A 13,416-nucleotide genomic window follows, 5' to 3' on the forward strand; every position below is an offset into this window, starting at 1 on the left:
CGAACCCGGAAGCTAAGACCCACAGCGCCGATGGTACTGCATCCGGGAGGATGTGGGAGAGTAGGTCACCGCCGGACAAATTGTGAAGGGTGAGGCCCGTACCAGTGTTGGTACGGGCCTCACTTGTTTAACCCCCACCAGGGATGCCGGTGCTGCCGGCGCCCTGGGTCGGCTGCGCCGGCGGTTGGACGGCCTGGTTCCCCGCCGGGGCCGGCCGGCAGAGGAGCAGGTGGGCAAAATCATGGTGCGTCGTCATCCGGCCCCGACCCCGGACCCGCCTTGGCTCTGCCTCGGTCCGCTCTGACCCCTGCCGCCAGGAGCCCGCCGGGGACACCAAAAAGTAATGGTCAAAGGTGACTCAAAGACGCGGTAGACTTGTAGAGCAGAAACCCGAAAGGGCAGCCTGTAACCGAAGATTTCCCGCCGCGAAAGCGGTCCGGGGCAAGGGTTACGGCGGTCATAGCGTGGGGGAAACGCCCGGTCCCATTCCGAACCCGGAAGCTAAGACCCACAGCGCCGATGGTACTGCATCCGGGAGGATGTGGGAGAGTAGGTCACCGCCGGACATCTGTTGAAGATAAGGATCCGCACAAGGACGTGCGGGTCCTTATCTGTTTAAGCGTCTTGTGAGGCCGTACCCGGTATTCCGTGGCCCAGCAGGACAATCCGCGGAACAGTAAAAGCCCAGTAAAAGCACAGTAAAAGCCGTAGGCCCGTGCCTGTTTGCCGCCCGACCCCGTGACCTGGACCCGGCCGCCGGGTCACGATGGTCCGGTGGCCGAAGCGAACATGAACAGGCATTTTGCCCGGCGGGTCAATTCCGGGCCCGATCTGGAGCGCACCATGTTCTTCAGCGATGCCGTGTTCGCCATCGCCATGACGCTGCTGGCCGTGGACATCAAGGTTCCCCAGGTTCCGCCGGATCAACTTGGTGCCGCCGTCGCCGAGCAGTTGCCGGAGTTCGGTGCGTATGCCCTGTCCTTTGTGGTCACTGCCGCCTACTGGCTCAGCCACCACCGCCTCTTCCGCCTGCTCAAGGGCTTCACCGGCCGGCTGCAGCAGCTGAACCTGCTGCTCCTGCTGTTTGTTGCCCTGCTGGGGTACGCCACGGACATGCTGGCCTTCTACGGAGACCAGGTGCTCGGCGTCGTAATTTATGCGGCGGCCCTCGGGCTGATCGGCACCGTCAATAGCGCGCTCTGGTGGTATTGCAGCCGCGAGCACATGTTCCTGGATGACGTTGACCCCCGACTTCCGGCCTACGCGCAGGTCCGCGCCCCGGTGACGCCCGCCGTCTTCCTGGCCTCCATCCCGGTGGCTTTCCTCTGGGGTCCACAGGCGGCGACCCTGTCCTGGCTGGCAATTCTTCTGATCAATGCCGTGCTCCGTTACCTGGGCAGCAAACAGGCCGCGCCGGGCTGACCGGCCGGCCGGGACGCCGATTCGTTGGATTGGCACTGCGTCGGGTAGTCTTATATCTGCTTCTTACGGAGCAAGCCTGGAGGATTCGCCTAGCGGCCTATGGCGCACGCCTGGAACGCGTGTTGGGTTAACGCCCTCGGGGGTTCAAATCCCCCATCCTCCGCCAAAAAGAAACACCCCGGTCCTTTGGGCCGGGGTGTTTCTTTGTCTGCAGGCTGTTCCCTCAGCGCTGTTTCTCCTCCCGCAGGGCAGCCCGGGTAGCCACGGAGACCGAGCCGAACCCGATCACCGCCGCGGCACCGGCCAAGCCCAGATACACCCACGGCTGGATGGTGGGCAGCGGCATCCCCGAGACGTTCACCGCGATGCCCATCAGCGGCGGAACGGCCAGGACGGTGCCGAGAACGACGGCGGCCACCACCAGCAGCAGCGATTCCGCACCGGTCATTCGGCGCAGCTGCCGGTCCGATGCTCCGAGGGAGCGCAGCAGCATCAGCTCCGGCCGGCGCCGGGCGGTGGCCATCACCAGCGAATTCACCACCGACAGGCCCACATAACCCAGCAGCACCAGCATCGCGATGATGTTCACCCAGGATTCCGCCTGCCGTTCCGCGGCCCCGGCAGCACCGGCGGCATCCCGGTCCGCGGCGGTCAGGCCGACCCCTGCCAGCTGATCGGCCAGGTCACTGCCTGCTGCTCCGTCAGCGGCGTTCACCAGCAGGTGGTCATTCAGCCCGGCGGTGGTGTGCTGCAGCAGGGTGTCATTGGCAACGGTGACGTCGCCGAACCCCAGTCCCCGCTGATAGGTGGCCACAACGACGGCCGATGTTTCCGTCCCGTCGCCGTAATGGAAGGCGAACTCTTCACCCAGGCCCACGCCGGATTCCCGCGCCAGGTCCACGCTCAGTGCCACAGTTTCGGGCTCGGCCAGCCGGTCCAGGGATCCTTCGCTGACATCCAGGTCCAGGGTGGCGCCCAGATCCTGCGGGTCCACGCCCTGGATGCCGTACGCCTCCATCCCGTCCTCGGTGCCCAGGAACCGCAGATCGGCCAGCACCGCTGAGTGGGCCACCGGGGTGGCGGCGTCCACTGCCGGCAGGCCGGCAACGTCTGCTGCCAGTTCGGCGGAGATGCCGGACGCCGGTGCGCTGACCATGTAGTCCGCCACCATGCCGTCCCGGGACTGCCGGTCCGCTTCCGACTCCACCGTGGTGGGCATAAACAGCTGCACCGAGCCCAGCGCGATGGCCAGGGCCAGCGGAATGATTCCGGAGGCCAGCCGGCGGGGGAACGCCGAGGCATTGGCTTCCGCCAGAGCCAGCGACGCCGAGGGGCTCCGGCCCAGCAGCGGCTTCACCAGCCGCAGTATGCCGGCGACAATCCACGGCCCCAGCATGCCCGCGCCGATGATCAGCAACAGCACGCTGGACGCGGCCACCGCCAGTCCGGCGGTGCCGGGCAGCGCCGCGGGAAGCAGAGCGGCCACCAGCCCCGCCGCCACCAGAGACACACCGCCCAGCCGGCGGCCCCGGCCCAGCTGTGACTTTTCCGTCACTGCTTCACGCAGGGCCGTGGTGGGAGCCATGCGCACCGTGCCGCGGGCCGAAACCAGCGACGCGCCCACGGCGGCAGCAATACTGAGCACCACGGCGGCCAGCGCCGGGAGGGGACTGTAGGCCAAGGCGAAATCTTCCGGAATGATGCCGCCGGCAGTGAACTGCGCACCCAGCAGATACGCCAGCCCGAAGCCCGGTGCTGCCCCCAGCACCGCCGCCGCACCGGACACCAGCAGGACTTCGCGGATGATCATGCCCAGCGTCTGCCCGCTGCCGGCGCCCACGGCGCGCAGCATCGCGAACTCGCGGCGGCGGCCCAGGATGGACAGGGACAGGGTGCCGGCGGTGACAAACACGGCTGTCATCACGGCCACCCCGGCCAGAGACCCGCTGAGCAACAGCAGCATGGAACGGGCGGCGGATCCGCCCAGGTTCTCCACGTCCCCGCGGCGGTCACCGGTATAGGTGACGACGCCGTCCACCCGGTTTTCGATGTCGGCCGCCAGCTGCTCCGGATCCACGGAGGAATCGGCAATCACCCCCACGGTGGCAACCGACCCGGGATGCGGCCACAGGGCGTCCGCCCCGGCCGCGCTGAGGAATACTGCGGGGGTTGAGCCGGCGTCCTGCGCCGACGCAATACCGGACACGGTGTACTCGGACGGCACGCCGCCGTGCGAGAGCATCAGCCGCTCCCCGGGAGCCGCACCGAAGGAGCCGTCCACCACCACATCGGTGGCGGCACGGGGTGCCTCGCCGGCGGTCAGTTCATAGGGCGCCAGGGCCGCGGAGTCCCAGGCCGCGGCGGAGAGGCTGCGGCCGCCGTCGGCGGCCAGGGGAATACTGACGGTACCCACCGCCTGCCCGACCCCGGGGACGTCGGCGATCGCGGCGGCCACGTCTTCCGGCAGGAGCACCCGCTCGGAGAACGGGGCGTCCATGTCCTCGACCACGGGCAGGGACTGCGGGGCGCCCACCACCACGTCGGCGGCCTGCAGGCGCTGCGCGTCGGTACCGCCGCGCAGCCCGGATTCAATGAGAACACCCATGGCGGTGATCAGCGCCGCGCACAGGAACACGGCCACAAACACGCCGGCGAATCCGCCGCGGTGGTGCCGGATTGATTCTTTGGCAAAAGACCACATGGTTAGCGCTCCCCAAGGTAGGCGACGTGCTCGGTGACTTCATGAACGGTGGCGCCGCTGAGGCTGCCGTCCAGCTGCCCGTCGGCCAGGAACACCACGGTGTCCGCCGCGACGGCGGCCACCGGATCGTGGGTCACCATCACCACGGTCTGTCCCAGTTCCGAGACCGTGTGCCGCAGCAGGTCCAGGACCTGGCGGGCGGTCCCGGAGTCCAGGGCGCCGGTGGGCTCATCCGCGAAGACGGCGGCGGGCCGGGTGATCAGCGCCCGGGCGATGGCTGCCCGCTGCTGCTGCCCGCCGGAGAGCTCCTGCGGCTTCCGCTCGCCGAAGCCGCCCAGACCCACTGACTCCAGTACGTACTCCAGCCAGACGGCGTCGGTGGCGTGCCCGGCCAGCAGCAGGGGGAGGGTCACGTTGCGGGAGACCGTGAGCTGGGGCAGCAGGTTGTAGGCCTGGAAGACAAACCCCACGTGGTCCCGGCGGAACCGGGTCAGGGCCTTGCCGCGCAACCGGGAAATTTCGGTTTCGCCCAGCAGCACCCGGCCCTGATCCGGCGCGTCCAATCCGGCCGCGCACTGCAGCAGGGTGGATTTACCGGAACCGGAGGGGCCCATGATCGCGGTGAAGCTGCCCTGCGGAACGGCCAGGGACACATTGCGCAGGGCGGGTACGGCGGCGGGGCCGGAACCGTAGCTTTTGGAAACGCCCGCAAGCTGCAGGGCTGCGGGGGCGGAGAACTCGTCGGTATCGGTAAACATGCGGATCATCCTTTGAATCGGGCGGGCAGGTTGGCTGTCTTCGACGCTACGGATCGGGAAGAGCGGATCCGATACAGCCAAACGGCCGGTTGAGGGTATAGCTGGCTATACCGACATGGGCGGGCCGCTCCGGCATAATCGGGCAGGTGACTATCCGTGCCGGCCTCGAATCCCGTTTCCGGGATGCCGCCTTCCTGCTGCGTGAGGGCGGCTACTGGCTCGCCTCCCTGGGAATGCTGGTGGCCGGCATTGTGCTGCTCCCGTTCCTTCCGCTGGGGGTGGGCTTGTACGCAGTGCCGGGGCTGCTGGGTACCCTGAACCTCCTGGCGGCGCGGGCCCAGGGGCGGGCAGCGGGTTTCACGTCCGCCGTGATCCCCTTTGACCGGCGGCATCTGGCCGGAAAGCATTCCTTCGGTGAACTCGCCGCCATGGTCAGCGCCCCGGAAACCCGGCGGGATGTGTCCTGGCTGCTGTTCCACGCTGCCTCCGCCCTGCTCGCTGCCGTGCTGACCCTGGCGCTGCCGCTGGGCGGTGTGCTGTATGTCCTGGCTGCCCCGTTCTGGCCGCTGTTTCCGCCGGATGCACCGCTGGAGCTGACCATCTCCGTCCGCAGCTGGACCGACGCCGGGCTGATGATCCTGCTGGGGCTGGCGTACGTGGCGGGGGCCTGGATGCTGGTGCCCTGGCTGGCCCGGCGGCTGAGCGGTGCCACTCTGGCGATCCTCTCGCCGCGGCGTTACGCGGACCTGGCCCGGCGGATCTCTGATCTCTCTGCGGCCCGGGCCAGCGCGCTCGCCGCCCACGCTGCCGAACTGCGCCGGATTGAACGCGAACTGCACGACGGCGCGCAGAACCGGCTGGTCGGCGTCGTGATGATGCTCGGGCTGGCGCAGCGGGCGGCGGAAACCGACCCGGCGGCGGCCGTGCCGTTTATCGGCCGTGCCCAGGATGCCGCGTCCGAGGCGCTGGCCGGGCTGCGCGCCGCTGTGCACGATATTTACCCGCCGGTGCTGGATGAGCTGGGCCTGGGCGGAGCGGCGTCGGCCCTGACCAGCCGGTCACCCATTCCCTGCTCCCTGAACATCACCGGCCTGCAGCGCGCCCCGGCAGCGGTGGAAGCGGCCGCGTACTTTGTGCTGGCCGAAGCCCTGACCAATGCGGCGAAACATTCCGGCGCGGACTGGATTGATGTGGTGCTGCGGACCGAAACTGCGGGCCGGGAGGAGATCCTGGTGGTGCAGGTGGACGACGACGGCGACGGCGGTGCCCGGGTCAGCGCTGCCGGGGATTTGCCGCCAGGGGGCGGGGCTTCCAGGGACGGGGTATCCAGGGACGCGGCGTCCGGCGGCGATGAGCCCGCCAGCGACGGCTCGGGCACCGGGCTGGCCGGCATTGCCCGGCGTGCGGCGGCGTTCGGCGGCCAACTGATCCTGACGAGTCCGCCGGGCGGACCGACACACCTGCGAGTGGAGCTGCCATGCGCCTTCTGATTGCCGAAGATGATGCCCTGCTGCGGGCCGGAATGCAGCTGCTGCTGCAGAGCGAAGGCTTCGAGGTGGTGGGTGCGTGGGATAACGCCGATGACCTGCTTGCCGCATTTGAGCCGGGCAGTGCCGACGGCGCCGTGCTGGACGTGCGGATGCCGCCCACCTTCACCAATGAGGGGTTGAAGGCCGCACTGGAGCTGCGGGCCCAGGTCCCGGACTTCCCCGTCCTGGTGCTCTCCGCGTATGTGGAGGACCGGTACGCCAGCCGGCTGCTCGGCTCCGGTGCCCAGGGCGTGGGCTACCTGCTCAAGGAACGGGTGGGCAACGTGGGCGAGTTCGTGGACGGCCTGCGCCGTGTATTGGGCGGGGGGACGGTGATGGATCCCGAAGTCATTGCCCAGCTGTTCAGCCGGCGCTCCACCGAAGACCCCATCCGTTCCCTGACGCCGCGGGAGTTTGAAGTGCTGGGCCTGGTGGCCGAGGGGCTGGGCAACACCGCCATTGCCGAGGCCATCACCGTGTCAGAAACCGCGGTGAGCAAACACATCGGCAACATTTTCGCGAAGCTGGGGCTCGCGCCGTCGGACAGCGGCCACCGGCGGGTGCTCGCCACGCTGGCCTACCTGCGTTCCTAGCCCGGCTACCCGCCCTCCCGCACCAGGTGCCGCTGGTCCGGGCCCGGGTTGCCCGCCGGGTCTTGTTTCCCGGCGGCGTCCGGTGACAAGGTGTGAGGCACGGACCGGCCCGGGAGGTTGCACGTGGAACAAAGCGAGGCAAAGATCGCCCTGATCACCGGTGCGTCCCGCGGTATTGGGCGGCGGGTGGCGGAGCGCCTCGCGGAGCAGGGCACCCAGGTGGTGGTCAGTTACCGGCAGAACGCGGAAATGGCCAAGGAGACGGTGGCGAAACTGCAGGAACTGGGCGGCGGCGGGATAGCCGTGCAGGCGGACGTGGAGAATCCTGAGGACATTGTCCGGCTTTTTGATACCGCCGCGGATGAATACGGCCGGCTGGACTACTTCATTAACAATGCCGCCGCTGCCGCCTTCAAGAACGTGGTGGACCTGAAGACGCATCACCTGGACCGGGCTTATGCCGTGAACGTGCGCCCGTTTGTGCTCGGCGCCCAGGAAGCGGTGAAGCTGATGGACCGCGGCGGGCGCATTGTGGCACTGACGAGTTACGGCAGCAGCCGGGCCTTCCCCACTTACGCCGTTCTGGGTTCCTACAAGGCCGCCGTGGAGTCCTTTGTGCGGTTTATGGCTGTGGAATTCGCCGGCTACGGCATCAACGTGAACGCCGTGAACGGCGGACTGATCGATTCGGATTCGCTGGACTACTTCTACTCCATGGAGGGCATGGCCGCCATGGAGAGCGTGCTGTCCCGGATTCCCAAACGCCGGGCCGGCACTGTGGATGAGATGGCTGCCGCCGTGGAATTCCTGCTTTCACCCGGCGCCGAGTACATCACCGGCCAGGTGCTGGCCGTGGACGGCGGCCTGTCAGTGATTGCCCCGCCCTTCCATTCCGAGGCCTCGGGCCCGCCGATTCAACTTCCGGACCGGCCCACCCGGGACCGCCGCCAGTAGCCGGAACCCACCAGGAGGCAGCTGTGAGCTACGATTCCACCCGCTACCGGGACTATTTCGAGCACTCGCTCACCTATGCCGCCGGGTTTGGCCGCAACGTGGCCCGGTACGGGGACAGCATTGCGCTGGTGGATCCGCCGACCGGCCGGGAATGGAGTTACGCGCAGCTCGGTGCCGCCGTGGACTCGGTGGCGCGCGCCCTGGCCGAACGCGGCGTCGGACGTGGTGACCGGGTGCTTTACCAGCTCTACAACGGCGTGGAGTTTGCCCTGCTGTATCTGGCCACGCAGCGGCTGGGCGCCGTCAGCGTCCCGGTGAACTACCGGCTGGCGCCGGCGGAAACCGCGCACATCCTGCGGGACAGCGATCCGGCGGTGTTCGTGATCGACGCCGAACACGCGGACGGCGCGCAGCGGGCGCTCGAGCTGGCCGGCGTGTCCCCGACAGTGCTGGTGGCCGGCGGCAACGACGCCGGGCACTGGGGGATGGGCTCCGGTCACCTGGGACAGGACTTCGACGCCGCCGTGGCCGAGGCGTCCGGCACCCTGCCGGACCTGCCTGCGGACTTCTCGACTTTCGAGGAAAGCACCCGGTTCTACACCTCGGGTACCACCGGCATGCCCAAGGGGGTGCCGCTGCCCTCCATCGCGGAACTGATGAGCGCCCACGACGTGATCATGCATTTCCCGCTGACCCCGCAGGACCGCACCCTGAACATGACCCCCTGGTTCCACCGCGGCGGGCTGCACTCCGGCGGGCCCAACCCGGTGTTCTACATTGGCGGATCGGTGGTGCCGCTGCGCAGTTTTAATCCGGCCACGGTGCTGGACTGGGTGGGGGAGCAGGGGCTGACCTACCTGATCGGCGCGCCCACCACCCTGGAGATGATCGCCGCCGAGCAGGAGAAAAACCCGCGGGACCTGACCACCCTGCACGGCATTGTCACCATGGGCGCGCCGCTGGACCGCGCCGCCGCGATCCGGTACCAGGAACTGCTCACCCCGCGCCTCTTCAACGGCTACGGCACCACCGAGGGATTCTGGAACACCTTCCTGCGCCCGGAGGACCTGCCGGCCCACGCGGGCAGCGCCGGACGTTCCTGCACGGACGACGACGTCGCCGTCGTCCGCGTGTTCGAGGGCCGCCGCGGCCAGCCGCATGAGCTGGCCGCCCGGGACGGCAGCGAAATCGGCGAGGTGATCATGCGCTCGCCGAAGTCCGGGTTCAGCTATGCCAACCTGCCACAGGTGGAGGAGGAGAAGTTCCACGACGGCTGGCTGTATCCCGGGGACATGGCCACGTGGGATGCGGACGGGTACGTGACCATCATGGGCCGGACCGATGACATGATCATTTCCGGCGGCGAGAACGTCCATCCGGTGCAGGTGGAGGCCGCGCTTGCGGACCATCCCGGCGTGCTGGATTCCGTGGTGGTGGGGGTGCCGGACGATCAGTGGGGCCAGCGGGTGGTGGCCTACGTGGTCCGGCGGGATGAGGCGGTGGATGTGGACGGCCTGGACGCGTTCTGCCGGGAACACCCGGGCCTGGCGGACTTCAAGCGGCCGCGCGGCTACCGCTTCGTGGACGAGGTGCCGCTGACCGCAACCGGGAAGAAGATGCACTATAAGGTGGCCGATTCCGCCGCCCAGGACTGGCTGGACGGCCGGATGCACGTGCCGGGGGCGGGTCCGACGGCGGCGGCGGATGGGTGAGGGGCCGATGGCTGGGGGACGAGCAGCTGAGCGGGTCGTCATCACCGGAATGGGGGCGGTGACTCCGCTGGGAAACACCTGGCCGGACACCTGGTCCGGCCTGCTGGCGGGGCGCAGCGGGATCGAGAAGATCACCGCGTTTGACGCCTCGGATTTCCCCACCCGGATTGCCGGCGAAGTAAGGAACTTCGACGCCGCCCGGCTGCTGCCGGTCAAACGGCTGCGCCGTTCCTCCCGCGCCTCCCATCTGGCCGTGGCGGCCGCACGGGAAGCGGTGGCCGACGCCGGACTGGGCGAATCGCTGGAAGGTACCGAAGCGGCGGTCCTGATTAACAGCGCGGTGTCCGGGTATCCGGAAATCCAGGACGCCACCGAGACGCTGGGCCGTGACGGGCTGCGGCCCATCAGTCCCAGCTTCGTCGCATCGTCGCTGACCAATATGCCTGCCTGCGAAGTGGCCATTGACCTGGCGGTGCACGGGCCTGTGAACGCCAGTGCGCTGGCCTGCGCCAGCGGCACTGCGGCCCTGCTGGAGGCCCGCCGGACCCTGCTGGCCGGCGACGCGGACGTGGTGGTGGCCGGCGGCACGGATGCGGCGATTACCTCGGTGATGTTTGCCGGGCTCTCCGCCATGCGCGGGCTCTCCCGGCACAACGAGTCCCCGCAGGAAGCCAGCCGGCCGTTCGATGCGGACCGGGACGGTTTTGTCTTCGGGGAAGGGGCGGTGGTGTGCACGCTGGAGCTGCTCAGCCATGCCCGGGCCCGCGGCGCCGATGTGTATGCCGAAGTGCTGGGCGGGGCGATGACCAGCGACGCCTTCCATATTGTGGCTCCGGAACCCACCGGCAGGTATGCGGCCGAAGCCATCTGCCGCACCCTGGACCGGTCCCGGCTGAACCCGGAGGACGTGGACCTGGTGGCAGCGCACGGTACCTCCACACTGGCCAATGACCGGACCGAAACCCTCGCCCTGCATGCTGCGTTCGGCGAGCATGCGCCGTCGTTAGCGGTCACCGCACCCAAATCCATGACCGGACACCTCATCGGGGCGGCCGGCACCCTGGGCTCGCTGCTCTGCGCCATGGCCGTCCGGGACGGCGTTATCCCGCCCACCATCAACTACACCACCCCCGATCCGGAGTGCGATCTGGACTATGTGCCCGGGACGGCCCGGGAATCCCGGGTGCGCTATGCCGTGACGAACGCCTTCGGGTTCGGCGGGCAGAATGCCGTGGCGGCGTTCGGGCCGGTCTGAGCCTGGTTGTTGCCGTCAGCCTGTCGGGGGCGGTGCCTGCGGGCGCTTGCGGGTGACAGCCGGGCGCCTGCGGGGGGCCCGGAACGGCGGCAACGAAATTTCCGCGCTCGCAGAGCTCGCGGGAAATATTAAAGCCGCCTTCCTCCGAACCCTCCGGTGCCCCCGCCATCGGTCGCCTGGCCCCGACCCGTGGCCCCCGGTTGTTAGCCGCCCGGGACCCGCGCCCGTCGTCCGTCCGCCCCGTTACCCGGGACCCGGTGCCCTTGTGTCAGTCCCGGGCCAGGTTCCATTTCCCCGTGTGGACTCCGTTAGGCTCGCTGCATGTCTGTCCGCCGAAGTCCACAAGTGCTTGTCCTCAATGGTGGATCCAGTTCGGGTAAAACGTCCCTGGCCCGGGCGTTGCAGGAGGTTCTGCCCGGGATCTGGCTGACGTTCGGCGTGGACAGCTTCATCGATGCCCTTCCCGGCGGAGGGGACAGCCCGCGTGCAGGAATCACCTTCGCTCCGGACGGCACCGTCACCGTCAGCGACGCCTACCGTGCGCTGGAGGCCTCCTGGTACGCCGGGCTCCATGCCATGGTCCGTGCCGGTGCCTGCCTGATCCTTGACGAGGTGTTCCTTTCCGGCGCTGACGGGCAGGACCGGGTGAAGGCAGCCTTCAGCGACGTGGAGGTGATGTGGGTAGGCGTTCACTGCCCTCCCGACGTCGCCGCGTCCCGGGAGGCGGACCGTCCGGACCGGGTGGTCGGCATGGCCAGGGCGCAGGCCGCCAGCGTGCACCGCGGAGTCGTTTACGACGTGGAAGTGGACACCAGCCTCGCTGCCCCCGACGAGTGCGCACACCGGATTGAGCACGCCGTCGAAAGCAGGGTCCCGCAGGGCTAGGTGTTGTCTCAGTACAGCTAGGCTGCGTCTACAGCCCGGCAAGCAGCGCGTTCATGCGCTCGATTCGCGGGAACCGGTCCTCGTACACGCCGTGAGCCAGCGTCAGGACCTCTTCATTCTGTCCGCCGCCCACCTGTCGCTGGTACTTGTCGATGGCGGCGTCGTGATGCACCGTCATCGACTCCAGATAAATGCGGGAGGCGTCCGTGCCCTGGGCCGCTTCCAGGGCGGCCACCTCGGCGGTGCTGAGCAGGCCCTCTCCCTCGGCGGTTTCAGCATCAGGAGTGGCCTGCGCCGGCTGGTCCCTGGCTTCGAGCCAGGTGGTCAGGGTGTCCATTTCCGATCCCTGGGTCTCTTTGATCTCCCCGGCCAGCTCCGCGACATCCGGGCCCACGCCCTCCTTGGCGAGGATCATGTCGCTCATCTCCACTGCCCGCTGCTGGTGCGGAATCATCGATTGGGCAAACTGCACATCGGCATCGTTGTGGCCGAGCGGCCCGGTGGGCGGAGCGGTTTCCGGGGCAGCAGTATCCGCGCAGCCGCTAAGGGAAAGGACCACCGCCAAGGCGAGGGCGGGAAGCAGCCTGAGCAGTGAGCGCGGGGAGCGTCCCCGGGAAGTTGCCTTGGACGGTGTGGTCATGATTCCCCCTGTACTGCGTTGAGACCTGTGTGGGCCCAGCGTAGCCATCCCATCAGGGCAGGGCAACGTGGGGCCGCACCGGCCTCTGCCCGCTTAGTTGTCCTCTGCCCGCTTAGTTGTTCAGGGCGTTATCCAGCGGTTCGGAGATTTCGCTGTAGTCGCCGGTTTCCAGCTGTACGGCCTTGCCGTCCAGATAGAGCGTGGGCGTGCCCCGAACCTGGAGATCCTGGGCATCCTGCAGGTCCCGCGCCACACGGTCCTTGATGGCGTCCGAGGAGTAGTCGGCGGTGAACCGGTCCATGTCCAGGCCCAGCTCTTCGGCGTACTGTTCGAAGATGCCGTCCACATCGGACTCGGCCTTCCAGCCCTGCTGGTGCTCGAAAACCTTGGCCGCCATTTCCTCCAGCTTGCCCTGTTCCGCTGCGGCTTCGACGGCGCGGGCCGAGGGTTCAGCGTTCTGGTGCTTGGGCAGTGGATAGTTGCGCACCACGATGCGTACCTGGTTGCCGTAGTCGGCCTTGGCCTGCTGGATGAGCGGGTCCATCATGCCGCAGTACGGGCACTGGTAGTCGGTAAAGAGGACCAGGGTGGCCTGCGGATCGGCCGGATCGGTGATGGTCCGGGCATCAGCGGGAACCAGCTTGTCCATCTGGTCCGCCGGGATGGTGACTTCCGCGGAGGCCGAAGCGGAAGCGGTGGCGCTGGTGTCGGGGGTTGCGGAGTCCGTCCCGCAGGACACCACCCCTCCACTCACAAGCAGTCCGGCAATGATCAGTGAAGGTACAACCCTGCGCATAGTTCCTTTCCGGATCGGGGAAGCGCGCGCAGCACGCGCCAAGTACGGGTTGGACAATGCTTTCCTTCAATTTTCCTACCGGCACGGCAGGCTTCGAAAGGGGTTTTGCGGCCTGCCCGTGTGATCTTGAACGGGTCAGCGGGTGAGCCGGATTACCGGGCCGGGTTATCC

General features: G+C 68.1%; 11 protein-coding genes, 1 tRNA gene and 2 rRNA genes. 10 read left to right on the top strand and 4 right to left on the bottom strand.

The features are described from left to right. The 4 genes from rrf (QWJ37_RS14745) to QWJ37_RS14760 form a co-directional block, all read left to right on the top strand. Positions 1-77, top strand: a 5S ribosomal RNA gene (rrf, locus tag QWJ37_RS14745); the annotation flags it as partial. Positions 78-449: 372 nt separating this feature from the next. After that, positions 450-566, top strand: a 5S ribosomal RNA gene (rrf, locus tag QWJ37_RS14750). Between the two features lie 208 nt (positions 567-774). Then, positions 775-1,422 (top strand): TMEM175 family protein, encoded by a 648-nt coding sequence (locus QWJ37_RS14755; protein WP_227904626.1) that lies wholly within the window; start codon positions 775-777, stop codon positions 1,420-1,422. A gap of 78 nt (positions 1,423-1,500) precedes the next feature. Further along, positions 1,501-1,588: transfer RNA gene (locus QWJ37_RS14760), tRNA-Ser, on the top strand. 57 nt (positions 1,589-1,645) lie between these two features. On the opposite strand, the gene QWJ37_RS14765 is transcribed toward QWJ37_RS14760, so the two are convergent. Then, complete coding sequence (locus QWJ37_RS14765) at positions 1,646-4,123, bottom strand: ABC transporter permease (protein WP_290245759.1); 2,478 nt, start codon at positions 4,121-4,123, stop codon at positions 1,646-1,648. A 2-nt stretch (positions 4,124-4,125) separates the two neighbouring features. Further along, positions 4,126-4,881, bottom strand: coding sequence for an ABC transporter ATP-binding protein (locus QWJ37_RS14770; protein ID WP_290245760.1), 756 nt, complete (start codon positions 4,879-4,881; stop codon positions 4,126-4,128). 146 nt (positions 4,882-5,027) lie between these two features. On the opposite strand from QWJ37_RS14770, the gene QWJ37_RS14775 reads away from it, so the two are divergent. The 6 genes from QWJ37_RS14775 (at position 5,028) to QWJ37_RS14800 (ending at position 11,809) form a co-directional block, all read left to right on the top strand. Then, positions 5,028-6,371 (top strand): histidine kinase, encoded by a 1,344-nt coding sequence (locus QWJ37_RS14775; RefSeq protein WP_290245761.1) that lies wholly within the window; start codon positions 5,028-5,030, stop codon positions 6,369-6,371. Beyond that, positions 6,359-7,003: a response regulator transcription factor gene (locus QWJ37_RS14780; RefSeq protein WP_227904641.1), complete on the top strand. Its 645-nt coding sequence runs from the start codon at positions 6,359-6,361 to the stop codon at positions 7,001-7,003. The genes QWJ37_RS14775 and QWJ37_RS14780 overlap by 13 nt, the downstream gene beginning before the upstream one ends. Positions 7,004-7,126: 123 nt before the next feature. Beyond that, positions 7,127-7,957: an SDR family oxidoreductase gene (locus QWJ37_RS14785; protein WP_227904643.1), complete on the top strand. Its 831-nt coding sequence runs from the start codon at positions 7,127-7,129 to the stop codon at positions 7,955-7,957. A 23-nt stretch (positions 7,958-7,980) separates the two neighbouring features. Then, entirely contained in the window at positions 7,981-9,669 is a 1,689-nt protein-coding gene (locus tag QWJ37_RS14790; protein WP_290245762.1) for an AMP-binding protein, read from the top strand. A 7-nt stretch (positions 9,670-9,676) separates the two neighbouring features. Beyond that, positions 9,677-10,924 (top strand): beta-ketoacyl-ACP synthase II, encoded by a 1,248-nt coding sequence (locus QWJ37_RS14795; protein ID WP_290245763.1) that lies wholly within the window; start codon positions 9,677-9,679, stop codon positions 10,922-10,924. Between the two features lie 321 nt (positions 10,925-11,245). Next, entirely contained in the window at positions 11,246-11,809 is a 564-nt protein-coding gene (locus QWJ37_RS14800; protein ID WP_290245764.1) for an AAA family ATPase, read from the top strand. Between the two features lie 28 nt (positions 11,810-11,837). Here QWJ37_RS14800 and QWJ37_RS14805 read toward each other — a convergent pair whose 3' ends face one another. Together QWJ37_RS14805 and QWJ37_RS14810 are read right to left on the bottom strand one after the other, a co-directional pair. After that, positions 11,838-12,449 carry a DUF305 domain-containing protein gene (locus tag QWJ37_RS14805; protein ID WP_227904651.1) on the bottom strand — a complete coding sequence of 204 codons (612 nt, stop codon included), beginning with the start codon at positions 12,447-12,449 and terminating at the stop codon, positions 11,838-11,840. Between the two features lie 112 nt (positions 12,450-12,561). After that, the gene (locus QWJ37_RS14810; protein ID WP_290245765.1) at positions 12,562-13,245 is read right to left on the bottom strand and encodes a DsbA family protein; all 684 of its coding nucleotides are present in this window, start codon (positions 13,243-13,245) and stop codon (positions 12,562-12,564) included. Positions 13,246-13,416 lie beyond the last annotated feature (171 nt).

Origin of the sequence: Arthrobacter sp. YD2 (assembly GCF_030410475.1) — a bacterium.
In the GTDB taxonomy this organism is placed as follows: Bacteria; Actinomycetota; Actinomycetes; order Actinomycetales; family Micrococcaceae; genus Arthrobacter_B; species Arthrobacter_B zhangbolii.